The sequence below is a fragment of the Streptomyces sp. SAI-127 genome (genome assembly GCF_029894425.1).
Classification (GTDB): Bacteria; Actinomycetota; Actinomycetes; order Streptomycetales; family Streptomycetaceae; genus Streptomyces.
This window is the reverse complement of the sequence record NZ_JARXYJ010000001.1, coordinates 3343078-3369977: the sequence shown is the minus strand read 5'-3', so window position 1 is coordinate 3369977 and position 26900 is coordinate 3343078. Positions and strand designations below refer to the sequence as shown.

Annotated in this window: 22 protein-coding genes and 1 pseudogene; 17 read left to right on the top strand and 6 right to left on the bottom strand. The window is 70.0% G+C overall.

Going from position 1 to position 26900, the window contains the following annotated elements; translation table 11 throughout:
• Nucleotides 1-46: 46 nt before the first annotated feature.
• The 8 genes from recG to mutM all read left to right on the top strand — a co-directional run bounded on the left by recG (nt 47) and on the right by mutM (nt 7271).
• Nucleotides 47-2257 (top strand): ATP-dependent DNA helicase RecG, encoded by a 2211-nt coding sequence (recG, locus tag M2157_RS15200; RefSeq protein WP_280865487.1) that lies wholly within the window; start codon nt 47-49, stop codon nt 2255-2257.
• A 40-nt stretch (nt 2258-2297) separates the two neighbouring features.
• A complete protein-coding gene (rsmD, locus tag M2157_RS15195; RefSeq protein WP_280865486.1) occupies nt 2298-2885 on the top strand; it encodes a 16S rRNA (guanine(966)-N(2))-methyltransferase RsmD in 588 nt (195 codons plus the stop codon).
• A 26-nt stretch (nt 2886-2911) separates the two neighbouring features.
• On the top strand, nt 2912-3391 hold the full coding sequence (gene coaD / locus M2157_RS15190) for a pantetheine-phosphate adenylyltransferase (protein ID WP_057616492.1): 480 nt from the start codon (nt 2912-2914) through the stop codon (nt 3389-3391).
• Between the two features lie 57 nt (nt 3392-3448).
• A complete protein-coding gene (locus M2157_RS15185; protein WP_280865484.1) occupies nt 3449-4513 on the top strand; it encodes an ATP synthase F0 subunit B in 1065 nt (354 codons plus the stop codon).
• 132 nt (nt 4514-4645) lie between these two features.
• Nucleotides 4646-5290: a YceD family protein gene (locus tag M2157_RS15180; protein ID WP_057616496.1), complete on the top strand. Its 645-nt coding sequence runs from the start codon at nt 4646-4648 to the stop codon at nt 5288-5290.
• 2 nt (nt 5291-5292) lie between these two features.
• Nucleotides 5293-5466 carry a 50S ribosomal protein L32 gene (gene rpmF, locus M2157_RS15175; protein ID WP_006139588.1) on the top strand — a complete coding sequence of 58 codons (174 nt, stop codon included), beginning with the start codon at nt 5293-5295 and terminating at the stop codon, nt 5464-5466.
• 19 nt (nt 5467-5485) lie between these two features.
• Nucleotides 5486-6304 carry a ribonuclease III gene (gene rnc, locus M2157_RS15170; RefSeq protein WP_266527820.1) on the top strand — a complete coding sequence of 273 codons (819 nt, stop codon included), beginning with the start codon at nt 5486-5488 and terminating at the stop codon, nt 6302-6304.
• Between the two features lie 106 nt (nt 6305-6410).
• Nucleotides 6411-7271, top strand: a complete 861-nt coding sequence (gene mutM / locus M2157_RS15165) for a bifunctional DNA-formamidopyrimidine glycosylase/DNA-(apurinic or apyrimidinic site) lyase (protein WP_280862382.1) — start codon at nt 6411-6413, stop codon at nt 7269-7271.
• Here mutM and M2157_RS15160 read toward each other — a convergent pair.
• Together M2157_RS15160 and M2157_RS15155 are read right to left on the bottom strand one after the other, a co-directional pair.
• Nucleotides 7244-7645, bottom strand: coding sequence for a helix-turn-helix domain-containing protein (locus M2157_RS15160; protein ID WP_280862381.1), 402 nt, complete (start codon nt 7643-7645; stop codon nt 7244-7246). The two genes, mutM and M2157_RS15160, sit on opposite strands and share 28 nt — an antisense overlap.
• Before the next feature lie 78 nt (nt 7646-7723).
• The gene (locus M2157_RS15155) at nt 7724-8803 is read right to left on the bottom strand and encodes a CAP domain-containing protein (RefSeq protein WP_280862380.1); all 1080 of its coding nucleotides are present in this window, start codon (nt 8801-8803) and stop codon (nt 7724-7726) included.
• 174 nt (nt 8804-8977) lie between these two features.
• On the opposite strand from M2157_RS15155, the gene M2157_RS15150 reads away from it, so the two are divergent.
• The 4 genes from M2157_RS15150 to M2157_RS15135 all read left to right on the top strand — a co-directional run bounded on the left by M2157_RS15150 (nt 8978) and on the right by M2157_RS15135 (nt 15249).
• Complete coding sequence (locus M2157_RS15150) at nt 8978-9259, top strand: acylphosphatase (protein ID WP_057616505.1); 282 nt, start codon at nt 8978-8980, stop codon at nt 9257-9259.
• A 382-nt stretch (nt 9260-9641) separates the two neighbouring features.
• The gene (locus tag M2157_RS15145; protein WP_123991849.1) at nt 9642-9845 is read left to right on the top strand and encodes a hypothetical protein; all 204 of its coding nucleotides are present in this window, start codon (nt 9642-9644) and stop codon (nt 9843-9845) included.
• Between the two features lie 222 nt (nt 9846-10067).
• Nucleotides 10068-13643, top strand: coding sequence for a chromosome segregation protein SMC (smc, locus tag M2157_RS15140; protein ID WP_280865483.1), 3576 nt, complete (start codon nt 10068-10070; stop codon nt 13641-13643).
• Between the two features lie 187 nt (nt 13644-13830).
• A complete protein-coding gene (locus M2157_RS15135; RefSeq protein WP_280862378.1) occupies nt 13831-15249 on the top strand; it encodes a sugar porter family MFS transporter in 1419 nt (472 codons plus the stop codon).
• Nucleotides 15250-15365: 116 nt separating this feature from the next.
• Here M2157_RS15135 and M2157_RS15130 read toward each other — a convergent pair whose 3' ends face one another.
• The 3 genes and pseudogenes from M2157_RS15130 to M2157_RS15120 all read right to left on the bottom strand — a co-directional run bounded on the left by M2157_RS15130 (nt 15366) and on the right by M2157_RS15120 (nt 18377).
• Entirely contained in the window at nt 15366-15743 is a 378-nt protein-coding gene (locus M2157_RS15130) for a hypothetical protein (RefSeq protein ID WP_280862377.1), read from the bottom strand.
• Between the two features lie 52 nt (nt 15744-15795).
• Complete coding sequence (locus tag M2157_RS15125) at nt 15796-16767, bottom strand: LLM class flavin-dependent oxidoreductase (RefSeq protein ID WP_266527530.1); 972 nt, start codon at nt 16765-16767, stop codon at nt 15796-15798.
• Nucleotides 16768-17093: 326 nt separating this feature from the next.
• A pseudogene (locus tag M2157_RS15120) lies at nt 17094-18377 on the bottom strand (cytosine permease).
• 109 nt (nt 18378-18486) lie between these two features.
• Between M2157_RS15120 and ftsY the strand changes: the two are divergent.
• A complete protein-coding gene (ftsY, locus tag M2157_RS15115) occupies nt 18487-19680 on the top strand; it encodes a signal recognition particle-docking protein FtsY (RefSeq protein ID WP_280862375.1) in 1194 nt (397 codons plus the stop codon).
• A gap of 115 nt (nt 19681-19795) precedes the next feature.
• Here the strand turns inward: ftsY and M2157_RS15110 are convergent, their stop codons facing one another.
• Nucleotides 19796-20452: a bifunctional DNA primase/polymerase gene (locus M2157_RS15110; protein ID WP_280865482.1), complete on the bottom strand. Its 657-nt coding sequence runs from the start codon at nt 20450-20452 to the stop codon at nt 19796-19798.
• A gap of 434 nt (nt 20453-20886) precedes the next feature.
• Here M2157_RS15110 and M2157_RS15105 point away from each other — a divergent pair, with 434 nt between their 5' ends.
• From M2157_RS15105 to M2157_RS15090, 4 genes are all read left to right on the top strand, one after another.
• The gene (locus M2157_RS15105) at nt 20887-22392 is read left to right on the top strand and encodes a hypothetical protein (protein ID WP_280865481.1); all 1506 of its coding nucleotides are present in this window, start codon (nt 20887-20889) and stop codon (nt 22390-22392) included.
• A 313-nt stretch (nt 22393-22705) separates the two neighbouring features.
• Nucleotides 22706-24040, top strand: a complete 1335-nt coding sequence (locus M2157_RS15100) for an ammonium transporter (protein WP_266527546.1) — start codon at nt 22706-22708, stop codon at nt 24038-24040.
• Complete coding sequence (locus M2157_RS15095) at nt 24037-24375, top strand: P-II family nitrogen regulator (RefSeq protein WP_003997576.1); 339 nt, start codon at nt 24037-24039, stop codon at nt 24373-24375. Before M2157_RS15100 ends, M2157_RS15095 begins: the two co-directional genes overlap by 4 nt.
• A 26-nt stretch (nt 24376-24401) precedes the next feature.
• Nucleotides 24402-26855 (top strand): [protein-PII] uridylyltransferase, encoded by a 2454-nt coding sequence (locus tag M2157_RS15090; RefSeq protein ID WP_280862373.1) that lies wholly within the window; start codon nt 24402-24404, stop codon nt 26853-26855.
• Nucleotides 26856-26900: the final 45 nt, after the last annotated feature.

The following is a 26900-nucleotide window of genomic DNA, read 5'->3' as shown; positions in this document are numbered from 1 at the left end:
GGGGTTTCCCAGTATGTATACGGCAATGTCAGTGGTGTGGTGTGCAATGGATCTCGTGCCCGCACTGGAAGAACCGTTGAAGAAGGTGCTCGGCCCCGCCACCGCGAAGGTGATGGCCGAGCATCTCGGCCTGCACTCCGTCGGCGACCTCCTGCACCACTACCCGCGCAGATACGAGGAGCGGGGGCAGCTGACCCACCTCGCCGACCTGCCGATGGACGAGCATGTCACCGTCGTCGCCCAGGTCGCCGACGCCCGCCTGCACACCTTCGCCTCCGCCAAGGCGCCGCGCGGCAAGGGACAGCGCCTGGAAGTCACCATCACGGACGGCAGCGGCCGCCTCCAACTGGTCTTCTTCGGCCACGGCGTTCACAAACCCCACAAGGAGCTCCTGCCGGGCACCCGCGCGATGTTCGCCGGCAAGGTCTCCCTCTTCAACCGCCGCCTCCAACTGGCACATCCGGCCTACGAGTTGCTGCGCGGGGCCGACGACGATGCAGTGGAGGCGGTGGAGACCTGGGCGGGCGCCCTGATCCCCATCTATCCCGCCACCGCCAAACTGGAGTCCTGGAAGATCGGCAAGGCGATCCAGACGGTGCTGCCGAGCGCCCAGGAGGCGGTCGACCCCCTTCCGGAGTCCCTCCGCGAGGGTCGCGGCCTGGTCCCCCTCCCCGAGGCACTCCTCAAGATCCACCGCCCGCACACCAAGGCCGACATCGCCGACGCCCACGCCCGCCTCAAGTGGGACGAGGCCTTCGTCCTCCAGGTGGCCCTGGCCCGCCGCCGCCACGCGGACGCCCAACTCCCTGCGGTACCGCGGAAACCCGCTCCGGACGGCCTCCTCTCGGCCTTTGACGACCGACTGCCCTTCACCCTCACGGACGGGCAGCAGAAGGTCTCCAAGGAGATCTTCGACGACTTGGCGACGGACCATCCGATGCACCGGCTGCTGCAGGGCGAGGTCGGATCGGGAAAGACGATGGTGGCCCTGCGCGCCATGCTCGCCGTGGTCGACGCCGGCGGGCAGGCGGCCATGCTGGCCCCCACCGAGGTGCTGGCCCAGCAGCACCACCGGTCGATCGTGGAGATGATGGGAGAGCTGGCCGAGGGCGGCATGCTGGGCGGGTCCGAGCACGGCACCAAGGTCGTGCTGCTCACGGGTTCGATGGGGACGGCCGCGCGCAGGCAGGCGATGCTCGATCTGGTCACCGGTGAAGCCGGGATCGTGATCGGGACCCATGCGCTGATCGAGGACAAGGTGCAGTTCCACGACCTGGGCCTGGTCGTGGTCGACGAACAGCACCGGTTCGGGGTCGAGCAGCGGGACGCCCTGCGCGGCAAGGGCAAGCAGCCGCCCCACCTCCTCGTCATGACGGCCACGCCCATCCCGCGCACGGTCGCGATGACGGTCTTCGGTGACCTGGAGACCTCCGTCCTGGACCAGCTCCCGGCCGGCCGCTCACCCATCGCCAGCCATGTCGTCCCCGCCGCCGACAAGCCGCACTTCCTCACCCGGGCCTGGGAGCGGGTCCGCGAGGAGGTGGAGAACGGCCACCAGGCCTACGTCGTCTGCCCCCGCATCGGCGACGAGGAGGAGGACCCGAAGAAGGCCAGGAAGTCCGCGGAGGACGAGGCCGAGAAGCGCCCGCCGCTCGCCGTCCTGGACATCGCCGACCAGCTGGCCAAGGGCCCCCTGAGCGGCCTGAGGGTCGAGGTGCTGCACGGCCGTATGCACCCCGACGACAAGGACGCGGTCATGCGCCGCTTCGCCGCGGGCGAGACGCACGTCCTGGTCGCCACCACGGTCATCGAGGTCGGCGTCAACGTCCCGAACGCCACGGCGATGGTCATCATGGACGCCGACCGCTTCGGCGTCTCCCAGCTCCACCAGCTGCGAGGCCGAGTGGGCCGGGGTTCGGCGGCGGGTCTCTGTCTCCTGGTCTCGGAGATGCCGGAGGCGAGCCCGGCCCGCCAGCGCCTGACCGCGGTGGCGTCGACTCTGGACGGCTTCGAGCTGTCCCGCATCGACCTGGAGCAGCGCAGGGAGGGCGACGTGCTGGGCCAGGCCCAGTCCGGTGCCCGGACCTCCTTGCGGGTCCTCGCCGTGATCGAGGACGAGGAGATCATCGCGGAGGCGAGGCAGGAGGCGACGGCGGTGGTGGAGGCAGATCCCGAGCTGAAGGGGCTTCCCGGCCTGCGCACAGCCTTGGACGCGCTCCTGGACGAGGAGAGGGAGCAGTACCTGGAAAAGGGCTGAGAAACTGGATCCGTAACCATTCCCCGAACAAGGACCGAAGATGACTCGCGTGATCGCGGGCAGAGCCGGCGGACGCCGCCTGGCCGTCCCGCCGGGCAACGGCACCCGTCCCACCTCGGACCGCGCGCGCGAAGGTCTCTTCTCCACCTGGCAGTCCCTCCTGGGCGGCCCCCTGGACGGCGAACGGGTCCTCGACCTGTACGCGGGCTCAGGGGCGGTAGGCCTGGAAGCCCTCTCCCGCGGCGCGAGCCACACCCTCCTGGTCGAGGCCGACGCGAGAGCCGCCCGCACGATCCGCGAGAACGTCAAGAACCTCGGCCTCCCCGGCGCCGAGGTACGGGCAGGCAAAGCGGAACAGATCATTCAACAACCGGCGCCGACAGAGCCGTACGACATCGTCTTCCTCGACCCGCCCTACCGAGTCACAGATCACGATCTTCGCGAGATTCTCCTCACACTCCGCACGGAACACTGGCTAGCGCCGCAGGCCCTGGTCACCGTGGAGCGCAGCACCAGAGGCGGAGAATTCCAGTGGCCGCCCGGTTTCGACGCGGTCAAGGCCCGTCGCTACGGCGAGGGAACGTTTTGGTACGGTCGCGCCGCCTCTACGTGCGAAGACGCACGATGACCGGACCGGAGAGCGAGGGATCTCAAGTGCGCCGCGCCGTCTGTCCCGGGTCGTTCGACCCGATCACCAACGGACATCTCGACATCATCTCCCGCGCCTCCAGACTGTACGACGAGGTCTACGTCGCGGTGATGATCAACAAGTCCAAGAAGGGCCTCTTCGAGATCGACGAGCGGATCGACCTGATCCGAGAGGTCACCGCCGAGTACGGCAACGTGATCGTGGAGGCCTTCCACGGCCTCCTCGTCGACTACTGCAAGGAGCGCGACATCCCGGCCATCGTCAAGGGCCTGCGCGCGGTCAGCGACTTCGACTACGAGCTCCAGATGGCCCAGATGAACAACGGCCTCTCGGGCGTCGAGACCCTCTTCGTCCCGACCAACCCCACCTACAGCTTCCTGTCCTCCTCGCTCGTCAAGGAGGTCGCGACCTGGGGCGGAGACGTCTCCCACCTGGTCCCGCCGCTGGTCCTGGAGGCACTCAACAAGCGCCTGCGCAAGGACTGATGGGACTACAGTCGTCCCGTCCGTCTCCAACACAGCTGTAGAGAGTGGCGAGCACAGGTGGACGTGCAGAAGAAGCTCGACGAGATCGTCTCCACGGTCTCCGGTGCCCGGTCGATGCCCATGTCGGCCTCGGTGATGGTCAACCGCGCCGAACTGCTCGCGATGCTCGAAGAGCTGCGCCAGGCCCTGCCCGGTTCCCTCGCGCAGGCCCAGGAACTGATCGGCGACCGCGAGCAGCTGGTCGAGCAGGCCCGCCAGGAGGCGGAGCGGATCATCGGGCAGGCGCACGCCGAGCGCGGCTCCCTGATCTCCGACACCGAGGTCGCCCGCCGCTCCCAGGCCGAGGCCGACCGGATCCTGAACGAGGCCCGGCAGGAGGCCGAGGAGGTCCGCGCGGAGGCCGACGACTACGTCGACTCCAAGCTCGCCAACTTCGAGGTCGTCCTCACCAAGACGCTCGGCTCGGTCGGCCGCGGCCGCGAGAAGCTGCTCGGCACCGGCCCGGGCCTCGACGAGAACGGCTACGAGGACGAGGACGCCCCCGAGCGCAGCCACGACCCCGAGACCCTGCGCAAGGACGCCGACTCCTACGTCGACGTCAAGCTCGGCGCCTTCGAGGCGGTCCTCGCCAAGACCCTGGAGGCCGTCGGCCGTGGCCGCCAGAAGCTGCACGGCCGTATCGCCACGGACGACCTCGGCGCCCTCGCCGACGACACGTCCACCGTCCAGCACTCCAGCGACGCCGACTACCTGGCCGACCTCACCGCCCTCGCGGAGCAGGACGCCCGGACCCAGGCCCGCGGCCACTCCGAGCAGCAGGCCCAGCAGCCCGACTACGCCCAGCAGCCGGCGTACGGCTACCAGCAGCAGAGCGACGCCTACGCGGCCTATCAGCAGCAGCCAGATTCCTACGCCCAGCAGGACCCGTACGGCTACCAGCAGGCCGACCCCTATGCCTACCAGGGCTACGACCAGCAGCAGTACGACGCGAACCAGGCCCAGCAGGCCCAGCAGCCCCACCAGTCGCAGCAGAGCTACGCCCTGGACGAGACCAGCCTCTTCGACACCGGCATGATCACGCCGGAGCAGTTGAGGGCGTACGAACAGGGTCGCGGCCAGTAAGGGACCACCGGATTGGGCCGTGAGCGAAAGGTCCAGTATCCTGGCTCTTCGGTCGCGCGTACGTCCGCGATCAACGCTGCCCGGGAGCACCGAAGGGCGGCGACCCTCTGAGCTCGAAGATCGAAAGCAGGAATGGCCCTGAACGCCCGCCTCGACCACCGCAACCCTCTCGTGTTCGACACACACGAGCTGGGGCGGCGTCCTGGCGCGCTGCAGCGCCTGACCCGTGAGATCGACGCTCCCAAGGACCTCGGTATCCAGGGAGTGATCGGAGTGCCGGAAGGCGCCCCGGTCGTGCTCGAGCTCCGCCTCGAGTCGGTCATGGAAGGGGTGCTTGTCACAGGCACCGCCCGTGCACAGGCCGAGGGGGAGTGCGTAAGGTGTCTGGAGCCGCTTGAGCTGGTGCTCGAAGCGGATTTCCAGGAGATGTTCTCGTACCCTGACGCCGACGACCGTGGCCGCGTGAAAGCGGAACCGGCCGACGACGCCGAGGAAGACGAGGACAGGCTCTTCATCGAGGACGGCCTGTTCGACCTCGAACCCGTGCTGCGCGATGCGGTGGTGCTCGCACTGCCGATGCAGCCGGTGTGCCAGGACGACTGTCTGGGCCTGTGCTCCGAGTGCGGGGCGCGGCTCACGGACGACCCGGACCACCACCACGACGCCGTCGACATCCGTTGGGCGGCACTGCAGGGACTCGCCGGTTCACTCGAAGACGGCGAGAAGGACGAGATGAGCGGCGCCGAACCTGGCGTCGACGAGAAGCAGGAGAAGTAGCCGTGGCTGTTCCGAAGCGGAAGATGTCGCGCAGCAACACGCGCCACCGCCGGTCGCAGTGGAAGGCTGCGGTCCCCACCCTGGTTGCGTGCGAGCGCTGCCACGAGCCCAAGCTGCAGCACATCGCGTGCCCTGCTTGTGGCACCTACAACAAGCGCCAGGTCCTCGAGGTCTGAGCGGCTGGTGAGAGGCACTGTGTCCACGCCGAAGAAGAACTCGGGCGACAACCAGGCCTCGTCCCACACGCTGTTGGAAGGGCGGCTCGGGTACAAACTCGAGTCCGCCCTTCTGGTGCGTGCGCTGACCCACCGTTCGTACGCGTACGAGAACGGCGGTCTGCCGACCAACGAGCGGCTGGAGTTCCTCGGGGACTCCGTGCTCGGCCTCGTGGTCACGGACACGCTGTACACCACCCACCCCGACCTGCCCGAAGGCCAACTGGCCAAGTTGCGGGCCGCGGTGGTCAACTCACGCGCACTGGCGGAGGTCAGCCGCGGGCTCGACCTGGGCTCCTTCATCCGGCTCGGCCGTGGTGAAGAGGGCACAGGCGGCCGGGACAAGGCGTCCATCCTCGCCGACACCCTGGAAGCGGTGATCGGCGCGGTCTATCTCGACCAGGGTCTCGAAGCGGCCTCCGAACTGGTGCACCGCCTGTTCGACCCCCTGATCGAGAAGTCCTCCAACCTCGGTGCCGGCCTGGACTGGAAGACCAGTCTCCAGGAGCTCACCGCGACCGAAGGGCTCGGCGTGCCCGAGTACCTGGTCACGGAGACCGGCCCCGATCACGAGAAGACCTTCACTGCTGCCGCCCGCGTCGGAGGCGTCTCGTACGGCACCGGCACCGGCCGCAGCAAGAAGGAGGCGGAGCAGCAGGCCGCGGAGTCCGCCTGGAGGTCCATCCGGGCCGCCGCGGACGAGCGCGCCAAGGCGGTGGCCGAGAAGGCCGTCGAGGCCGTCGAGGTCGTCGAAGCCGCCAAGGACGACGACGAAGGTCCGTCGTCCGTCTCCGCCTGACGCCTGGAAGCCCCAGCGCGTCTGGACGAACAGCGCAGCCGAGCGCCTGCCCCCGAACTCCGGGGCGGGCGCTCGGTCATACACCGGTCCGTGACGGGGGAGCCCCATGCCCGAGTTGCCCGAGGTCGAGGTCGTACGGCGGGGCCTCGCGCGGTGGGTCGCCCACCGTACGGTCGCCGAGGCCGAGGTGCTGCATCCGCGTGCGGTCCGCCGTCACCTCGCCGGTGCCGACGACTTCGCGCACCGTCTCAAGGGCCGCCGCGTCGGCACCCCGAGCCGCCGCGGGAAGTACCTCTGGCTGCCCCTGGAGGACACGGACCAGTCGATCCTGGCGCACCTCGGCATGAGCGGCCAGCTGCTAGTCCAGCCGCATGCCGCCCCCGACGAGAAGCACCTCAGGATCCGGGTGAGGTTCGCGGACGAGGTGGACACCGAGCTGCGCTTCGTCGACCAACGGACCTTCGGCGGGCTGTCGTTGCACGACAACACCCCCGACGGTCTGCCCGACGTGATCGCGCACATCGCGCGCGACCCTCTCGACCCGCTCTTCGACGACGAGGCCTTCCACCAGGCCCTGCGCCGCAAGCGCAGCACCATCAAACGGGCTCTGCTCGACCAGTCGTTGATCAGCGGAGTCGGCAACATCTACGCGGACGAGGCCCTTTGGCGCTCCCGCATCCACTACGAGCGCCCCACCGCGAACTTCACGCGCCCGCGCACGGCCGAACTCCTGGGCCACGTCCGGGACGTGATGAACGAGGCCCTCGCGGTCGGCGGCACCAGCTTCGACAGCCTGTACGTCAACGTCAACGGCGAGTCCGGTTACTTCGACCGGTCCCTCGACGCGTACGGCCGGGAGGGGCTGCCGTGCAAGCGGTGCGGTACGCCGATGCGCCGGCGGCCGTGGATGAACCGGTCCAGCTACTTCTGCCCGAGGTGTCAGCGGGCGCCGCGCGTCACGTCGTAACGCTCGCGGGCGGCCAGGACGTCGTCCATGCGGCCCTCGACGAAGTGGATGAGGCCCAGCAGCCGCTCGGCGACCTCGCGGCCCAGCGGGGTCAGTTCGTAGTCGACCCGGGGCGGGTTGGTGGGCTGGGCCTCGCGGTGCACCAGGCCGTCGCGCTCCAGCGCCTGGAGCGTCTGCGAGAGCATCTTCTCGCTCACGCCGTCGACCCGGCGGCGCAGCTCGTTGAAGCGCAGCGAGCCCTCGTACAGGGCGCCGAGCGTGAGTCCGCCCCAGCGGCCCGTCACATGCTCCAGCGTGCCGCGCGAGGGGCAGGCCTTGGCGAACACGTCGTACGGGAGGTCCCGTGCCTCCAGGGGCTGCTGCGTGGTGTCCATATCACGAGCGTACTGGAAAGCAGCACTAACCAACAGGTGGCACTAACTACAAGTTAGTGCGACGCGTCTCGGTGTCCTCTAGTAGCCGAAGTCCTGCGTCCACCAGGGGCCGCCCGAACCGAAGACCACACCCACGCCCAGCGTCTTGAAGTCACAGTTCAGTATGTTGGCCTTGTGGCCGGGGCTGTTCATCCAGGCCTCCATGACCGCCGCCGGGTCGGACTGGCCCCGGGCTATGTTCTCGCCGCCGAGGCTGGTTATCCCGGCCTGCGCGGCCCGGTCCCACGGCGTGGCGCCGCTCGGGTCGGTGTGGTCGAAGAAGCCCTGGTCGGCCATGGCCTTGCTGAAGGCCTCGGCGAGATCGGCCAGCGCGCTGTTGGCGGCGACGGGGCTGCAGCCCACGTTCGCCCGCTCGGCATTGACGAGCCTGAGTACCTCGGCCGCCGCGGCGGCCTCGGTCGAGACCTCCACGGGCGCGGCGGTCTCCTTCTTCGCCGGCTCCTTCTCCTTCTGGGGAGGCGTCGCCTTCGGCTTCTTGCTCGGCGGGGCCGCAGGCTTCTTCGTCGGCTTCTCGGTCGGAGTGGCCGTCGAGGCCGACGGGGACGGCGAGGACGAGGGCGAGGAGGCGCGGTCGCCATTCCGGCTCGTCGAGCTGCCGTCCTCACGGCTGTCGGCGCTGCCGGAGGTGCCGCCCTGCTCGGCCGGGGTGTTGGTGGGCGAGCCCGCCGCCTGCACATCGCCGCCGGTGGTGCTGCCGCCGCCGAGCTTGTAGTTGTCCAGGCCGGGCACCACACCGGTGGCGACCGCGACCGTGCCGATCGCGACGGCCGCCGAGACCCCGAGCAGACCGCTCTTGACCGGCGTCACGAGGTTCCGCTTGCGCCGGCGGTGCGACCCGCTGCGCCGGGAACCGTCGGCGGGCGTGTAGCCCTCGCCCCGGTAGAGCGCGTACTCCTCCTCCGACGCGAACAGGTAGGCGTCACTGCGCGCGTAGGGGTCGGGGTCCTCCTGGCCGGGGTAGGTCGCGGCGCCCGCCGAGGCGAAGTTGTACGAGTCCTGTGGGTCGTAACCGCTCCCGTAGGAGCCGTGTGTCGCTGTTACCCCCGTGGCGCGGCCCGTGGCGGCGCGGCCGGCGGCGGAGCGTCGGTGGCGTCCCATGTGCTTGCCTTCCTAGTCCTCGTTCGTGAGGTCGACGCGTCCCCCCGGTCAACCAAAGTCACAAAACCCACACGATCGAGTGAGTTTCGTATGAGATTCATTGGCAGCGGACAGTACCGCATGGCGCCTGGGGAGGGAGTGCCCAGAGAGACATTGGCCGGTTAGGTTGCACCCATGAGCGAGGATGTACGACTGGTCGCCTGGGTGCGCGGACGCGTCCAAGGTGTGGGTTTCCGCTGGTTCACGCGGGCCAAGGCCCTGGAGATCGGCGGCCTGAGTGGTTTTGCTCTCAATCTGGACGACGGACGCGTGCAAGTGGTCGCCGAGGGACCGCGAAAGGGATGCCAGGGACTTCTCGACTGGCTTCTGGGTGACGACACGCCCGGCCGCGTAGACGGCGTCACCGAGATCTGGGACACACCTCGTGGGGGTTACGACGGCTTCGCCATCCGATGAGCCGTTTCTGTAAAACGGCCCAGGCGGAAGCGGAGGGACATGCCACTGGCACCTGCCCGAAGCAGAAAGTCGCTGGTGGTTGCCAAGAAGGCCGTGCCGTGGCAAGCTCCGCGCCTAAGAGTGATCGTCACGTCCCGAGGGCCCCGAGGGAGCCGCAGCGCCGCCGTCTCAGGTCGCGCCGGACCGGGTTGTCCGCCAATACGGGGCGTGATCGTGTTGACCGTCAAACTTTTTGGTGAGACGCTGAAAGCACCCCGCGCACCTTAGCTGTTTGGCATGGATGAACAGCAGCATGAACTCAAGAGTGTCAAGCACCGCGGGTGCGAATCCCTCACGACCCACACCGCTTCGGTCGGTCACTCAGTGTGGAGGACCATCCATCATGGCAAAGGCGCTTCTCGGTTACGTCGGCGGCTCCGACCCTCGACTCCTCGCCGAGATGCGACGGCTCCAGCAGCGCGTACAGGATCTGGAATCCGAGCTCGTACGGATTCAGGCCGAGAACGACGCGCTCGCGGCTGCCGCTTCTCACGAAAGTCTCATGGAGAGCATCGACGCACACCAGGCGGAGCCTGCGCTCACCTGATCACTGCATCGCTCCACGACAGCTCACGCAGTGGTTGGGCGGCCTGTATCAACCGCTAAGTTGTCAGAGTTTGCAAGGGACGCTTCGGCGTCCCTTCTTTCTTGCCCCCGTGCACCCTTTCACTCTCTTAACGTTTGGTGTGCCCTGCACGTTCAACGGTGAAACCGCGGGCAACACCGCGTTCATGGAGTGAGACACCCCCGGAAGGTAGAGTCCAGCGGCGTGCACCTCAAGGCGCTGACCCTCCGAGGGTTCAAGTCGTTCGCCTCGGCGACCACGCTCCGGTTCGAGCCGGGGATCACCTGTGTCGTGGGGCCGAACGGCTCAGGCAAGTCCAACGTCGTGGACGCGCTCAGCTGGGTCATGGGCGAGCAGGGTGCCAAGTCGTTGCGCGGCGGCAAGATGGAGGACGTCATCTTCGCCGGCACCACCGGCCGCCCGCCGCTGGGCCGCGCCGAGGTGTCACTGACCATCGACAACTCCGACGGCGCCCTGCCCATCGAGTACGCCGAGGTCACCATCACGCGGATCATGTTCCGCAACGGCGGCAGCGAGTACCAGATCAACGGCGACACCTGCCGCCTCCTCGACATCCAGGATCTGCTCTCCGACTCCGGCATCGGCCGCGAGATGCACGTCATCGTCGGCCAGGGGCAGCTCGACTCCGTGCTGCACGCCGATCCGACGGGCCGCCGGGCCTTCATCGAGGAGGCCGCCGGAGTCCTCAAGCACCGCAAGCGCAAGGAGAAGGCCCTCCGCAAGCTGGACGCGATGCAGGCCAACCTCGCGCGCGTGCAGGACCTGACCGACGAACTCCGGCGCCAGCTCAAGCCGCTCGGCCGGCAGGCCGCGGTCGCCCGCCGGGCCGCCGTCATCCAGGCCGACCTGAGAGACGCCCGCCTCCGGCTGCTCGCCGACGATCTCGTACGACTGCGGCAGGCGCTGCAGACCGAGGTCGCGGACGAGGCCGCGCTGAAGGGACGCAAGGAAGCCGCCGAGCAGGAGCTGAAGAAGGCCCTCCAGCGCGAGGCTCTTCTGGAGGACGAGGTCCGGCAGCTCACACCCCGGCTCCAGCGGGCCCAGCAGACCTGGTACGAGCTGTCCCAGCTCGCCGAGCGGGTGCGCGGCACGGTCTCGCTGGCCGACGCACGCGTGAAGAGCGCGACCTCGGCGCCGCCCGAGGAACGGCGGGGGCGTGACCCCGAGGACATGGAGCGCGAGGCCGCCCGCATCCGCGAGCAGGAGGCCGAGCTGGAGGCGGCCCTGGAGGCGGCCGAGCACGCCCTGGAGGACACGGTCGCGCACCGCGCCGAACTGGAGCGGGACCTCACCCAGGAGGAACGGCGACTGAAGGACGTCGCCCGCGCCATCGCCGACCGCCGCGAGGGCCTCGCCCGGCTGGGTGGCCAGGTCAACGCGGCCCGTTCCCGCGCCGCCTCCGCCCAGGCCGAGATCGACCGCCTCGCCGCCGCCCGGGACGAGTCCCAGGAGCGCGCGGTCGCCGCGCAGGAGGAGTACGAGGCGCTGAAAGCCGAGGTGGACGGCCTGGACGCGGGCGACGCGGAACTGGCGGAGCGGCACGACGCGGCGAAGCGCCGGCTTGCCGAGGCGGAGGCAGCCCTGACGGTGGCCCGAGAGGCGGTCACGGCGGCGGAACGCAAACGCGCGGCGACGCAGGCCCGGCATGAGGCGCTGGCGATGGGACTGCGGAGGAAGGACGGGACGGGAGCGCTGCTGGGCGCGAAGGATCGTCTCACCGGACTGCTGGGTCCGGCGGCGGAGTTGCTGACGGTGAGACCGGGGCACGAGGTGGCACTGGCGGCGGCGTTCGGCGCGGCGGCGGACGCCCTGGCGGTGACCTCGCCTTCGGCGGCGGCCGACGCGATCAGGCTGCTGCGGAAGCAGGACGCAGGCCGAGCATCACTCCTCTTGGCAGGGGCCCCAGAAGACGCGCCCTTTGGGGGCGCGGCCGGCCACGACGCACCCGCGGACGCCGCACGGCACCACGCGGCAGATCTCGTCCGCGGCCCGTCCGACCTCATGCCGGCCGTCCGCCGCCTGCTCCACGGCATCGTCGTCGTCGGCACCCTCGAAGATGCCGAAGACCTCGTCTACGCCAACCCCCACCTCACCGCCGTCACCGCCGAAGGCGACCTGCTCGGCGCCCACTTCGCGCACGGCGGCTCCGCGGGCGCCCCCAGCCTCCTCGAAGTACAGGCATCCGTCGACCAGGCCGCCGCCGAACTCGAAGAGCTGGCCGTGCAGTGCGAGGAACTCGGCGAGGCCCAGCACGCGGCGGTGGCACACCGCAAGGAGTGCACGGCCCGAGTGGAGGAGCTCGGAGAGCGCCGCCGCGCCGCGGACCGGGAGAAGTCGGCCGTCGCCCAGCAGCTCGGCCGCCTCGCCGGCCAGGCGAAAGGTGCCGCCGGCGAGGCGGAGCGGTCCGCCGCGGCTGCCGCGCGAGCACAGGACGCCCTGGAGAAGGCGCTCGAAGAGGTCGAGGAACTCGCCGAACGGCTCGCCGTCGCCGAGGAGATGCCGGTGGAGGAGGAGCCCGACACCTCGGTACGGGACCGTCTCGCCGCCGACGGCGCCAACGCCCGCCAGACCGAGATGGAGGCCCGCCTCCAGGTCCGTACACATGAGGAGCGGGTCAAGGGGCTGGCCGGACGGGCCGACTCCCTCGACCGTGCCGCCCGTGCGGAGCGGGACGCACGCGCGCGTGCCGAACAGCGGCGGGCCCGGTTGCGGCACGAGGCCGCCGTGGCCGAGGCTGTCGCCTCCGGTGCGCGGCAGCTGCTCGCGCACGTCGAGGTGTCCCTCGCGCGCGCGGACGAGGAGCGGACCGCCGCCGACGCCGCCAAGGCGCTCAGGGAACGGGAGTTGACCGCCGCGCGGAACACCGGGCGCGATCTCAAGTCCGAGCTCGACAAGCTGACCGACTCCGTCCACCGCGGCGAGGTGCTCGGCGCAGAGAAGCGGATGCGGATCGAGCAGCTGGAGACCAAGGCGCTGGAGGAACTGGGTGTCGAACCGGCGGGGCTCATCGACGAGTACGGCCCCCACCAGCCGGTACCGCCCTCCCCGCCCGCCGAGGGCGAGGAACTGCCCGACGATCCGGAGCATCCGCGCAACCAGCCGAAGCAGTTCCACCGGGCCGAGCAGGAGAAGCGGCTCAAGGCGGCCGAGCGGGCGTATCAGCAGCTCGGCAAGGTCAATCCGCTCGCCCTGGAGGAGTTCGCGGCGCTGGAGGAGCGGCACAAGTTCCTCAGTGAGCAGCTGGAGGACCTGAAGAAGACCCGCACCGACCTGCTTCAGGTGGTGAAGGAGGTCGATGAACGCGTCGAACAGGTCTTCACCGAGGCCTACCGGGACACGGCCCGGGAATTCGAGGGTGTCTTCAGCCGGCTCTTCCCGGGCGGTGAGGGGCGGCTCATCCTGACCGACCCCGACAACATGCTCACCACCGGAGTGGACGTCGAGGCACGTCCGCCCGGCAAGAAGGTCAAGCGGCTGTCGTTGCTCTCCGGTGGCGAGCGCTCGCTCACCGCCGTGGCGCTGCTGGTGTCGATCTTCAAGGCCCGGCCCAGCCCCTTCTACGTCATGGACGAGGTCGAGGCCGCCCTCGACGACACCAACCTGCAGCGGCTGATCCGCATCATGCAGGAGCTGCAGGAGGCCTCGCAGCTCATCGTGATCACGCACCAGAAGCGGACCATGGAGGTCGCCGACGCGCTGTACGGCGTCTCCATGCAGGGCGACGGTGTGTCGAAGGTGATTTCACAGCGGCTTCGCTAGCCCTCCTTCAATGCTTCAAGACTTGAACGCGCATCGGTCACGCATGCCTCCTATCTCACACCGGTTGCCCTCTTGACTTCGAAACTTGAAGGCATAGTCTCGGCAATGTTGTTTTTACCTTCAGGTACCACCTATCTGGAAGGGTCGCCCCCAGCCGGCAGCGTTGCCGGTGGCCCGAGGAGTACACGTGACCAGCACAGAGCAGGCGTCCAAGTCAGGAGCCCAGGCGGCTCACCCCGATCATCTCGGGCACGTCATCTTCATCGCGGCGGCGGCCGCGATGGGCGGTTTCCTCTTCGGCTACGACAGCTCCGTGATCAACGGCGCCGTCGAGGCCATCCGGGGCCGCTACGACATCGGATCCGCGGCCCTGGCGCAGGTCATCGCCATCGCCCTGATCGGCTGTGCGATCGGCGCGGCGACCGCGGGACGTATCGCGGACCGCATCGGCCGTATCCGGTGCATGCAGATCTCGGCCGTTCTCTTCACGGTCAGCGCCGTCGGCTCGGCGCTGCCCTTCGCCCTGTACGACCTGGCGTTCTGGCGGATCGTCGGCGGCTTCGCCATCGGTATGGCCTCGGTCATCGGCCCCGCCTACATCGCCGAGGTCGCCCCACCGGCCTACCGCGGTCGTCTCGGGTCCTTCCAGCAGGCCGCGATCGTCATCGGCATCGCCATCTCGCAGCTGGTCAACTGGGGCCTGCTGAACGCGGCCGGCGGTGACCAGCGCGGCAAGCTGATGGGCCTCGAGGCCTGGCAGGTCATGCTCGGCGTCATGGTGATCCCGGCCGTCCTCTACGGCCTGCTCTCCTTCGCCATCCCCGAGTCCCCGCGCTTTCTGATCTCCGTCGGCAAGCACGAGCGTGCCCGGGAGATCCTCAAGGAGGTCGAGGGCGACAGGATCGACCTCGACACGCGCGTGGCCGAGATCGAGAACGCCATGAAGAGCGAGCACAAGTCGACCTTCAAGGACCTGCTCGGCGGGAGCTTCTTCTTCAAGCCGATCGTCTGGGTCGGTATCGGCCTCTCGGTCTTCCAGCAGTTCGTCGGCATCAACGTCGCGTTCTACTACTCCTCGACGCTGTGGCAGTCGGTCGGCGTCGACCCGACGGACTCGTTCTTCTACTCCTTCACGACGTCGATCATCAACATCGTCGGCACCGTGATCGCGATGATCTTCGTGGACCGCGTCGGCCGCCGGCCGCTCGCCCTGATCGGTTCGGTCGGCATGGTGATCGGTCTGGCGCTGGAGGCCTGGGCGTTCTCCTTCGACCTGGTCGGCGGCAAGCTGCCGGCCGCGCAGGGCTGGACCGCGCTGATCGCCGCGCACGTCTTCGTCCTCTTCTTCGCCCTGTCCTGGGGTGTGGTCGTCTGGGTCTTCCTCGGCGAGATGTTCCCGAACCGGATCCGCGCCGCCGCGCTCGGCGTGGCCGCGTCCGCGCAGTGGATCGCCAACTGGGCCATCACCGCGAGCTTCCCGTCGCTGGCCGACTGGAACCTCTCCGTGACCTACGTGATCTACACGGTCTTCGCCGCGCTCTCCATCCCGTTCGTCCTCAAGTACGTCAAGGAGACGAAGGGCAAGGCGCTGGAGGAGATGGGCTGACGGCCCCGCGAGCCCGGGGAGAAGGGCCAACACCCCGCTGCCCTTCTCCCCGTACCCTCCGCCGCCCCCGGTCCGGCAACCGCCTGGACCGGGGGCGGCGGTGTTGTGCGTGTGGGTCACCAGATGAGGACGCCTCCGCCGATCTCCAGGGCCTTGCGGGAGCTCTCCTCGATGATCCGCAGCCGGATCTCGATGTCGTCGCGGTGTTCCTCGACCGTCCGTGGCCGCTGCGTGCCGTGAGCGACCTCGTCGAGACGGGAGTGCAGCAGGGCGATCTCTCGCCGGAACTCCGGCACGTCCTCGGCCTCGACATAGAGGTCCTGGTCGGCCAGTACGGGCAGGAAGCGCGCACCGAGCGAGCGCACGAACTCCGAACCCCACACCGTCGTACGCCAGGACTCGAAGCCGCCGGACCGGTACACGCCGTCCGGCACGTCAAGTATCCGCCGCTTGCCGTCCGGCTCCCGGACGAACACGTCCACCAACAGACTCATGGGCTCAGTGGAGCATCGCCGAGTCCTCGTCGACCACCGGATATCGCCCGGCTCAGCCGTTCAGTGCCGGAAGCACCCGTTCCGCGAACAACCGCAGACTCCGCCACCCCTCCTCCACCGGCATCCCGCCCGCCAGCGGATGCAGGACGAGGTTGTCGAGGCCCTGCTCCACGCACTCGTCCGGCGTCAGGATCCGGTACACGCCCTCCGCGCGCAGCTCCTCCACGCTCGCCGCCGCCGACCGGACCGCCGAGCGGATGTCGCCGGACTGCCAGGAGGCGTAGGTCCGGGCCTCGTGGAGGAAGTGTTCTCCGTGACGCGCCCACGCCTCGTCCGGGTTCTCGGCGATGTGCAGCAACGGTGTCTCGGCCGTCGGCATCATGGTCCAGCCCTCGGTGCCGTACTCGACGAGCCGCTCCTTGTAGTACGCCTCCAGTTCCGGGAGGTGGGCGCTGGGGAAGAACGGCAGGCCCAGACGGGCGGCCCGGCGGGCGGCGGCCCGGGAGGAGCCGCCGACCAGGAGGAGGGGGTGCGGGTCGGTGAAGGGGCGCGGGGTGATCCGTACCGTACGACCCCGGTACTCGAACTCCTCGCCGGTCCAGGCCTTCAGCAGGGTCTCCAGCAGCTCGTCCTGCAGCCGGCCCCGCCGCTTCCACTCCACGTCGAACAGGGCGTACTCCTCGGGTCGGTACCCGATCCCGGCGACCGTCACCAGTCGTCCGCCGCTCAGCAGATCCAGTACGGCGATCTCCTCGGCCAGGCGGAGAGGGTCGTGCAGCGGGCCGATCACGGCGGAGACGGTGACCGCGATCCTCCGCGTGGCGCCGAACACCGCGCCGGCGAAGGCGAACGGCGACGGCAGCCAGTTGTTGTCGACACCGTGGTGCTCCTCGGTCTGCACGGTGGTGATCCCGTGCTCGTCGGCGTACGCGGCCATGTCCAGGGCGGCCCGGTAGCGGGCGCTGAGAGAGGCGGGCGTCGCGCCGGGCTCGACGAGGTTGAAACGGACGACCGTGACGGGCATGGGGGTCTCCCTTCACCGGGCGGGTGGTGCGGGGACGGTAGCTGACGAGGCGTCAGATTGCCATGGCGGCGGCACGCGCGGGCCGTAGGGCGGATCCCGGGCCGCCGATGTCACGGGCATCAAGGGGAACACGCGGCGCCGGCAGGCCCTGCTGTGGTGCGGCGCACTGGTCCGTCCCCAGTCGGGGCGGGCTGTCCTCCACGGCACGCGTGATCCACAGCCGGGAGGCGCCACCCGAACCCGTCGCAGAAGGCCGAGGACCGATGCGGTCGGGTGCGCTCCGGGGCCCGCGCCGCCCGGCACGAGAGCGGGCGCCGAGTCGCGGATCAGGTTGCGGCGTCGACTCGTTCAGTCGTCCGCCCGGCCGGTTCGACGACCGCCGGCTTCGGCATGACCGTGTACAGCAGCCCCGAGATCACGATCGTCGCCGCCCAGCCGAGGCCGTACTCGCCCATCGGGTTGTTCGAGGCGAGCGGGCCGGTGAACCAGTCGGAGGTGGTGAACAGCAGCCCGGCGCCGAGCCCGGCCGCCCACGCGGTGAGGGCCGCCGGGCTGAAGCCGCCCCGGTACCAGTAGGCGCTCGTCCGTGTCGTGTCGAGCAGCGCCTCGCCGTCGTACGACGTACGGCGCAGCAGGTCCGCGCCGAAGACCCCGGCCCAGGCCGAGAAGGCCACCGCGAGAAGGGAGAGGAAGGCCACGAACGTGCCCATGAAGCTTTCGCGGCCAGCATGAGGATGCCGCCGAGGACCAGCGAGATCACCGCGTTGGCCGAGACCGCCCAGTGCCGCGGGACACGGAAGCCGAGGGTCTGCGCGGTGAAGCCCGCGGAGTACATGGACATCGAGTTGATCAGCAGCGTGCCGGCCAGGGCGATCAGGGGGTAGGGGACGGCGAGCCAGAGCGGAAGGATCTCGCCCAGAAAGGAGACCGGGTCGGGGGCGGAGGCCAGGTCCGGGGTCGCGGACGCCATGACCATGCCCATGAGGAGCAGCGGCAGGACGACGACGCCGGCGCCGCCCACCGTGTTGCGTACGATCGCGGCCGAGGAGGCCGTACCCGGCAGATGGCGCGTGAAGTCGGGGGAGGAGGGCACCCAGCTGATCCCGCCCGCGGCGACCAGACCGACGGCCGTGATCATCGCCGACGCCGGTCCCGCGCCCCGCCCGAAGACCTCACCCCAGTCCGTGTCGACGACCAGACGGGCGAGCACGAGGACGGAGAAGGCGCCGAACAGCCAGGATGCCCACGTGGCGCACCTCTGCACGGCCTTGATAGAGCAGCAGCGTCACGACGATCAGCGCGTAGGCACCGGTCACCGCGTTGATCGTCTCCCAGCCCCAGCGGGCGACCCAGATCAGCGCCCCGGGCAGCAGATTGCCCCGCTGTCCGAACACCGCCCGGGACAGCGCCATGCCGGGCGCGCCGCCGCGCTTGCCGGCGATTGAGATCAGCCCGACCAGGCCGTACGACACGATCGGCGCGGTGACGCCGACGACCAGGGTCTGCCAGAAGTCGAGGGCGGCGACCCAGGTGGGGAAGAGCTCACGTGTCTTCGCGGTGCGCTCGGCCTCGGGGATCTGTTCGAGGCCGTGGGTTTCGAGACCGCTCATGGGCAGTCATCGCACATTAGTCCTACTAAAAGCCATTTTGTGGCTATTTTGCCCGTGTGAAAACACGAGCTGGGTTCGGCCGTGACCCATGGCTGATACTGGGTGCGTTATGGAAACCGTCATCCTTGCTGTAGTCATCGCCGTGGTCGTGCTCGGTGTGCTCGGCGGGCTCGTCGTCGGCAGTCGGCGCAAGAAGCCGCTGCCCCCGCCGCCTCCCGCCGCGCCCGACATCACCGCCCCTCCGGCCGAGCCGCACGTCGGCGACGAGGCCGAGACGCCGCGCGACGAACCGCGCCGGACCATAGAGGAGGTCGACCTTCCGGACGGCTCGGCGCCGCCCGTCGTAGAAGAGCTCCCCCCGACCGAGATCGAAGTCCCGGAGCCCACCGCCGGCCGCCTGGTCCGTCTGCGCTCCCGGCTCTCCCGCTCGCAGAACGCGCTCGGCAAGGGGCTGCTCACGCTCCTGTCGCGCGAGCACCTCGACGACGACACCTGGGAGGAGATCGAGGACACCCTCCTCACCGCCGACGTCGGAGTGGCCCCCACCCAGGAGCTGGTCGACGGGCTGCGCGAGCGGGTGAAGGTGCTCGGCACGCGCACCCCGGACGAACTGCGCGGGCTGCTGCGCGAGGAACTGCTCAAGCTGGTCGGCACCCAGGTCGACCGCACGGTGAAGACCGAGCCAGCGGAGCGCAAGCCGGGCATCGTGATGGTCGTCGGCGTCAACGGCACCGGCAAGACCACCACCACCGGCAAGCTCGCGCGCGTGCTCGTGGCCGACGGACGGAGCGTGGTCCTGGGTGCCGCGGACACCTTCCGTGCCGCGGCCGCCGACCAGCTCCAGACCTGGGGCGAGCGGGTGGGCGCCCACACCGTGCGCGGACCCGAGGGCGGCGACCCCGCCTCCGTCGCCTTCGACGCGGTGAAGGAGGGCAAGGAGATGGGGGTCGACGTGGTCCTCATCGACACCGCGGGGCGGCTGCACACCAAGACCGGTCTCATGGATGAGCTCGGCAAGGTCAAGCGGGTCGTCGAGAAGCACGCCCCGCTCGACGAGGTGCTGCTGGTCCTGGACGCCACCACCGGCCAGAACGGCCTGGTGCAGGCCCGCGTCTTCGCCGAGGTCGTCGACATCACCGGCATCGTCCTGACCAAGCTGGACGGCACGGCCAAGGGCGGCATCGTGGTCGCGGTCCAGCGTGAACTGGGCGTGCCGGTCAAGCTGATCGGCCTCGGAGAGGGCGCCGACGACCTGGCGCCGTTCGAGCCGGAGGCGTTCGTGGATGCGCTGATCGGCGACTGAGGCGCCATACGGCCGGCGCGTGAGACGCCGTACACGCGGCGAGTGAGAAGCGGTGGAACGCGAAGAAGCGCCCGCCCCCGGATGCAGTGGGGAGCGGGCGCTTCGCCGAGTTCGTCTATGCCCGTGACCGGTGTGCCACGTAGGCCAGCGTCCCCAGCAGCAGACGGGCCGCCGGCGGCTTGGTCGCCGTGTCCAGGGAAGGCGGGCGCAGCCACTGGACCGGACCCAGGCCGCCGCGGTCCGAGGGCGGAGCCGTGATGTGGCTGCCGGAGCCCAGGCCGCGCAGGTCGAGGGAGGCGGCGTCGTCCCAGCCCATGCGGTAGAGGAGCTCGCTCAGGTCGGACGCGGCGCCGGGGGCGACGAAGAACTGGGCGCGGCCCTCGGGGGTCGCGGTCACCGGGCCGAGGGGGAGGCCCATGCGCTCCAGGCGGACCAGGGCGCGGCGCCCGGCCGGCTCGGCGACCTCGATGACGTCGAAGGCACGGCCGACGGGCAGCATCACCGAGGCGCCGGGGAACTCGGACCACGCCTTGGTCACGTCGTCGAGGGTGGCCCCGGCCGGGACCGGGGGTGCGAAGTCGAGGGGGTGGGCGCCGGGGTAAAGGCAGTCCGCGCGGCCGCAGGAGCAGGCGCCGGCAGAAGCGCGCGCGCCCGGGACGACGTCCCAGCCCCAGAGTCCGGTGAACTCGGCCACGGTGGTGCACTCCGAGGAGCGGCCGCGCCTGCGGGTACCGGAACGGATCTCCCGAATGCCGCCGATCGTGAAGCCCATGCCCCCTCCAACGGGTCCAGCGCGCCGGTGGTTACGCGACGGACGCGGCCAGTCACTCTCCGTTGCTTCTTCCGGGCGATGTCGGCGCTCGGAGGTGCCCCGGGTGGTGCGCTGGGTCATGTGCGCCCCTGAGTGCACCGCTCCGCCTACCCCTGCTCGGTCTATGTCAAGTGAATCGTGTGGAGGCGACCGTAGGTTCATTCGAAGGGGTGGCGAATGGTGGCGTTTCCGGGATCGCCATGGCTGGACGCGTGATCGTAGGATTACTTTGAGTGCACGAGTCCTGGGGGCACATGCACTTGTGGGTATGCCGGTGGCAAGTCGGCTCCTCGTTCGAAGGCTGACAACTGCCGGACGAACGGCCGTATTTACCGGCATTCTGATAAGGCTTGGCGCACTCGGCGACAAGTGGTCTCAGGGATGGGGGCGTTCCAGTGGGCGGCAACAGCGGAAGCGGGACGGGCGCCGGGAGCGCCGCGCAAAGCTCCTCCCAGGCCGACAAACGCCCCAACGAGTTGCTCACCTCCTGGTTCGAGCGCAGCGGCTGGTCGAAGGGCGAGCTCGCCCGCCAGGTCAACCGCAGGGCCCGCCAGTTGGGGGCCAACCACATCTCCACCGACACCTCGCGGGTGCGCCGCTGGCTGGACGGCGAGAACCCCCGCGAACCCATCCCCAGGATCCTGTCCGAGCTGTTCTCCGAGCGGTTCGGATGCGTCGTCTCCGTCGAGGACCTCGGACTGCGCGCCGCCCGCCAGTCACCGTCCGCGACCGGGGTCGACCTGCCCTGGACGGGCCCGCAGACCGTGGCCCTGCTCAGCGAGTTCTCGCGCAGCGACCTCATGCTGGCGCGGCGCGGCTTCCTCGGGACCTCGCTGGTCCTGTCCGCGGGCCCGTCCCTCATCGAGCCCATGCAGCGCTGGCTCGTCCCCGGGCCCGCCGCCACCCCGCACCGGGAACCCGACCCCGCCGCGTCCCGGCGCGTCGGCCGTCTCTCCCGGCCCGAGCTCGACCTCCTCGAGTCGACGACCGAGATGTTCCGCCAGTGGGACGCCCAGTGCGGCGGCGGCCTGCGCCGCAAGGCGGTCGTCGGTCAGTTGCACGAGGTGACGGACCTCCTCCAGGAGCCCCAGCCCGAGACCACCACCCGCAGGCTGTTCAAGGTCGCCGCCGAACTGGCGGAACTCGCGGGCTGGATGTCGTACGACGTGGGACTGCAGCCCACCGCGCAGAAGTACTTCGTCCTCGCCCTGCACGCGGCCAAGGAGGCAGGCGACAAGCCGCTCGGCTCCTATGTCCTGTCCAGCATGAGCCGTCAGATGATCCACCTCGGGCGGCCCGAGGACGCCCTGGAGCTGATCCACCTCGCGCAGTACGGCAGCCGGGACTGTGCGAGCCCCCGCACCCAGTCGATGCTGTATGCGATGGAGGCACGCGCCTACGCCAACATGGGGCAGCCCGGCAAGTGCAAGAGGGCGGTCCGGATGGCCGAGGACGTTTTCGCCGACGCCGACGAGTGGGACGAGCCGGACCCCGACTGGATCCGGTTCTTCTCGGAGGCCGAGCTGTACGGCGAGAACTCCCACTCCTACCGGGACCTGGCCTACGTGGCCGGGCGCAGCCCCACCTACGCCTCCCTGGCCGAGCCCCTCATGCAGCGGGCGGTGGAGCTCTTCTCCAAGGACGGCGAGCACCAGCGGTCGTACGCACTCAATCTCGTCGGCATGGCCACGGTGCACCTGCTCCGGCGCGAGCCCGAGCAGAGCACCGTACTGGTGGAACAGGCCATGCACATCGCCAAGAAGGTCCGCTCCGAGCGCGTCAACACTCGTATTCGAAAGACGGTCGACACGGCTGTACGCGATTTCGGTGATCTCGCCGAGGTCGTGGATCTCACCGACAAGCTCGCCGTGGAACTCCCGGAGACCGCGGAAGCCGTCTGAATCCCCAGAACCCCGGCCGCGGCCGGCCCTCCCGAACTGCCCGACTCGGCTCCCCCATGCCAGGTCATCGGAAGGCCGACCGCGGCCGGTTTGACTCCTTGGGCGAAGGTTGCGCCACGATAACGATCGACGCGGCCCATATCTGCCAGTTCATCGACGCGTAACACACAAGGCGTCTTCGTCACGGCGGTGAAACAACGAGGGGCTTCCACCGAAACGGCGCTGCGCCAATCTCATGGCGCATAACCGGCCCACCCCTCATTCCGCTCTGGCTTCGCCCGCACGGGGCCGTACCTACGACGAGGAGACGCCGATGGCACCAACCGCCATCACGCTCGCCGCAGACAAACTGTCTGTGGCCAACACAGGCTTCATGTTGATCTGTTCCGCTCTGGTGCTGATCATGACGCCGGGTCTCGCCTTCTTCTACGGAGGCATGGTCCGCGTCAAGAGCACCCTCAACATGCTGATGATGAGCTTCATCAGCATGGGTATCGTCACGATCCTGTGGGTGCTGTACGGCTTCTCCATGGCGTTCGGAACGGACCACGGTTCGCTCATCGGCTGGGAATCCGACTTCTTCGGATGGACCGGCATTGACAAGGGCGACATCTGGTCCGGGTACACGATCCCGGTCCTCGCCTTCGCCGTCTTCCAGATGATGTTCGCCATCATCACGCCCGCCCTGATAAGCGGCGCGATCGCCGACCGCGTGAAGTTCTCCGCCTGGGCGCTCTTCGTGGCGCTGTGGGCGACGGTCGTGTACTTCCCGGTCGCGCACTGGGTCTGGGGCACCGGCGGCTGGGCCTTCGAGCTCGGTGTGATCGACTTCGCCGGTGGTACCGCGGTCCACATCAACGCGGGTGCCGCGGCACTCGGTGTGATCCTGGTCATCGGCAAGCGCGTCGGCTTCAAGCGTGACCCGATGCGCCCGCACAGCCTCCCGCTGGTCATGCTCGGCGCCGGCCTGCTGTGGTTCGGCTGGTTCGGCTTCAACGCCGGCTCGTGGCTCGGCAACGACGACGGCGTCGGCTCGCTGATGTTCGTCAACACGCAGATCGCCACCGCGGCCGCCATGCTCGCCTGGCTCGTCTACGAGAAGATCCGCCACGGCGCGTTCACCACGCTGGGCGCCGCCTCCGGCGCGGTCGCCGGTCTGGTCGCCATCACCCCGTCCGGTGGTGCGATCACCCCGATCGGCGCGATCTGCATCGGCGCCATCGCCGGTGTCGCCTGCGCCGCGGCCGTCGGCCTGAAGTACCGGTTCAACTACGACGACTCCCTGGACGTCGTCGGTGTCCACATGGTCGGCGGTGTCATCGGCTCCCTGCTGATCGGCTTCTTCGCCAGCGGCAAGGGCCAGTCCGACGTCAAGGGCCTCTTCTACGGCGGCAACGCGGACCAGCTCTGGAAGCAGTGTGCCGGTGTCTTCGCGGTCCTCGCCTACTCCCTGATCGCCTCCGCGATCCTGGCCTTCCTGCTCGACAAGACGATCGGCATGCGGGTCAGTGAGGACGAGGAGGTCTCGGGCATCGACCAGGCCGAGCACGCCGAGACCGCATACGACTTCAGCGGTGCCGGTGGCGGCGCCGCCCGGACCTCCGTCACGGCCCCGGCCGACGACGCGGGCAAGAAGGTGGACGCATGAAGCTCATCACCGCCGTCGTCAAGCCCCACCGGCTCGACGAGATCAAGGAAGCCCTCCAGGCCTTCGGGGTCCACGGCCTGACGGTCACCGAGGCGAGCGGCTACGGTCGTCAGCGGGGCCACACCGAGGTCTACCGCGGTGCCGAGTACACCGTCGACCTGGTCCCGAAGATCCGCATCGAGGTCCTCGCCGAGGACGACGACGCCGAGCAGCTGATCGACGTCATCGTCAAGGCGGCCCGCACTGGCAAGATCGGTGACGGCAAGGTCTGGTCCCTGCCGGTCGAGACCGCCGTACGGGTCCGGACGGGCGAGCGCGGCCCGGACGCGCTCTGACGGAAGAACAGAACAGGAGCTGCTGGGTGACGAGCACGGACGTGCACAAGGACGTAGAGGACTCGGGACCCAGCGGCTACGCGGCGGCCCGGCTGCGCCTCCTCCAAGAGGGGGCGCGGTCCGGGCCGCCGCGCCGTTCGGCCCTCGCCGACCTGACGGACGACTGGCTCTCCGGGCTGTTCACCGCGGGCGCCGAGGCACTGCGCGGGGTCTCCCTGATCGCCGTCGGCGGCTACGGCCGCGGCGAGCTGTCCCCGCGCAGCGACCTGGACCTGGTCCTGCTGCACGACGGCAGCGACTCCGGCGCGGTCGCCGCGCTGGCCGACCGCATCTGGTACCCCGTGTGGGACCTCGGTCTCGCCCTCGACCACTCCGTGCGCACACCCGCGGAGGCCCGCAAGACGGCCGCGGAGGATCTGAAAGTCCAGCTCGGCCTCCTGGACGCCCGCCACATCGCCGGCGATCTGGGGCTGACGGCGGGCCTGCGGACGGCGGTCCTCGCCGACTGGCGCAACCAGGCCCCCAAGCGCCTTCCCGAGCTCCAGGAACTGTGCGCCGAGCGTGCCGAGCGCCAGGGCGAACTGCAGTACCTGCTCGAACCCGATCTCAAAGAGGCCCGTGGCGGCCTGAGGGACGCCACCGCCCTGCGTGCCGTCGCCGCCTCATGGCTGGCCGACGCCCCGCGGGAGGGCCTCGACGACGCCCGGCGCCGACTGCTCGACGTCCGGGACGCCCTGCATCTGACGACGGGCCGCGCGACCGACCGGCTCGCGCTCCAGGAACAGGACCAGGTCGCCGCCGAGCTCGGCCTGCTCGACGCCGACACCCTGCTGCGCCAGGTCTACGAAGCCGCGCGGGTCATCTCGTACGCCAGTGACGTCACCTGGCGCGAGGTGGGACGCGTCCTCAGGTCGCGTGCCGTGCGGCCGCGGCTGCGCGCCATGCTCGGGGGCGGCAAGCCGGTGGCCGAGAGGTCACCGCTCGCGGAGGGGGTCGTCGAGCAGGACGGCGAGGTGGTGCTCGCCCGCGCCGCGCGCCCCGATCGCGACCCCGTGCTCCCGCTGCGTGCCGCGGCCGCCGCCGCACAGGCCGGACTCCCGCTCTCCCTGCACGCCGTACGGCGCATGGCGGTCGGCGTGCGCCCGCTGCCCACGCCCTGGCCGGCCGAGGCGCGCGAGCAGCTCGTGACTCTGCTCGGCTCGGGCCAGCCCACCATCGACGTCTGGGAGGCACTGGAGGCCGAGGGGCTGATCACCCGGATGCTGCCCGACTGGGAGCGGGTGCGGTGCCGTCCCCAGCGCAACGCCGTGCACATCTGGACCGTCGACCGGCACCTGATCGAGACGGCCGTCCGCGCCTCGGAGTTCACCCGGCGCGTCCACCGTCCCGACCTGCTGCTCGTCGCCGCACTGCTGCACGACATCGGCAAGGGCTGGCCCGGCGACCACTCGGTGGCCGGCGAGATCATCGCGAAGGACGTCGCCGCGCGCATCGGATTCGACCGCGACGACGTCGCCGTACTCGCGACGCTCGTACGGCATCACCTGCTGCTCGTGGACACCGCCACCCGGCGTGACCTGGAGGACCCGGCCACCGTGCGTTCGGTCGCCGAGGCGGTCGGATCGCAGGGCACGCTGGAGCTGCTGCACGCGCTGACCGAGGCGGACGCCCTGGCCACCGGGCCGGCCGCCTGGTCGTCCTGGCGGGGCTCGCTCGTCGCCGACCTGGTCAAGAGGGTGGCCGCCGTGCTCGCCGGGGACGACCTCGACGAGCCGGAGGCCGCCGCGCCCACCGCCGAGCAGGAACGGCTCGCCATCGAGGCGGTGGCGACCGGCAGCCCGGTGCTGTCCCTGCGCGCGCAGACCGAGTCGCCGGCTGTCGCGGAGGGCCAGCCCGCCGGGGACCCCGAGCCGCTCGGCGTGGAGCTCCTCATCGCCGTACCGGACCAGCCGCGCGTACTGCCCGCCGTCGCCGGAGTGCTGGCCGTGCACCGGCTGACCGTCCGCACGGCGGAGCTGCGGGCCCTGGACCTGCCCGACGGTGTCGAGGGCTCCGTGCTCCTGCTGAACTGGCGGGTCGCCGCCCAGTACGGCTCGCTGCCCCAGGCCGCCCGGCTGCGCGCCGATCTCGTACGGGCCCTGGACGGCTCGCTGGACGTCGCCGGGCGCCTGGCCGAGCGCGACGCCGCGTATCCGAGGCGCCGGGGCGTCATCGCGCCCGCCGCCCGCGTGACGGTCGCTCCGGCGGCCTCCCGGCACGCGACGGTGATCGAGGTGCGGGCCCAGGACGCCCCGGGACTGCTGTTCCGCATCGGACGCGCGCTGGAGGACGCCGGGGTGCGGATGCGCAGCGCGCACGTGTCGACGCTGGGCGCCAACGCGGTGGACGCCTTCTACGTCACCGACGCCAAGGGCGCCCCGCTCGGGGCCGGCGAAGCGGCTTCCGTGGCCCGGAAGCTGGAGGAGACCTTGCGGGGCTGACCGGGGGATCCCGGCTACGTGTGTCGCCGGGATACCCTGGAGGGC

Bases quoted from the DNA above. Each gene is read 5' to 3' on its own strand.
- M2157_RS15160 (WP_280862381.1), bottom strand. From the start codon at position 7,645: ATGGACACCACGCAGCAGCCCCTGGAGGCACGGGACCTCCCGTACGAC.
- M2157_RS15180 (WP_057616496.1), top strand. From the start codon at position 4,646: ATGGCCCTGAACGCCCGCCTCGACCACCGCAACCCTCTCGTGTTCGAC.
- M2157_RS15125 (WP_266527530.1), bottom strand. From the start codon at position 16,767: ATGCCCGTCACGGTCGTCCGTTTCAACCTCGTCGAGCCCGGCGCGACG.
- M2157_RS15130 (WP_280862377.1), bottom strand. From the start codon at position 15,743: ATGAGTCTGTTGGTGGACGTGTTCGTCCGGGAGCCGGACGGCAAGCGG.
- mutM (WP_280862382.1), top strand. From the start codon at position 6,411: ATGCCCGAGTTGCCCGAGGTCGAGGTCGTACGGCGGGGCCTCGCGCGG.
- ftsY (WP_280862375.1), top strand. From the start codon at position 18,487: ATGGAAACCGTCATCCTTGCTGTAGTCATCGCCGTGGTCGTGCTCGGT.
- rsmD (WP_280865486.1), top strand. From the start codon at position 2,298: ATGACTCGCGTGATCGCGGGCAGAGCCGGCGGACGCCGCCTGGCCGTC.
- M2157_RS15100 (WP_266527546.1), top strand. From the start codon at position 22,706: ATGGCACCAACCGCCATCACGCTCGCCGCAGACAAACTGTCTGTGGCC.
- M2157_RS15095 (WP_003997576.1), top strand. From the start codon at position 24,037: ATGAAGCTCATCACCGCCGTCGTCAAGCCCCACCGGCTCGACGAGATC.
- M2157_RS15145 (WP_123991849.1), top strand. From the start codon at position 9,642: ATGGCAAAGGCGCTTCTCGGTTACGTCGGCGGCTCCGACCCTCGACTC.
- M2157_RS15110 (WP_280865482.1), bottom strand. From the start codon at position 20,452: ATGGGCTTCACGATCGGCGGCATTCGGGAGATCCGTTCCGGTACCCGC.
- M2157_RS15150 (WP_057616505.1), top strand. From the start codon at position 8,978: ATGAGCGAGGATGTACGACTGGTCGCCTGGGTGCGCGGACGCGTCCAA.
- M2157_RS15155 (WP_280862380.1), bottom strand. From the start codon at position 8,803: ATGGGACGCCACCGACGCTCCGCCGCCGGCCGCGCCGCCACGGGCCGC.
- recG (WP_280865487.1), top strand. From the start codon at position 47: ATGGATCTCGTGCCCGCACTGGAAGAACCGTTGAAGAAGGTGCTCGGC.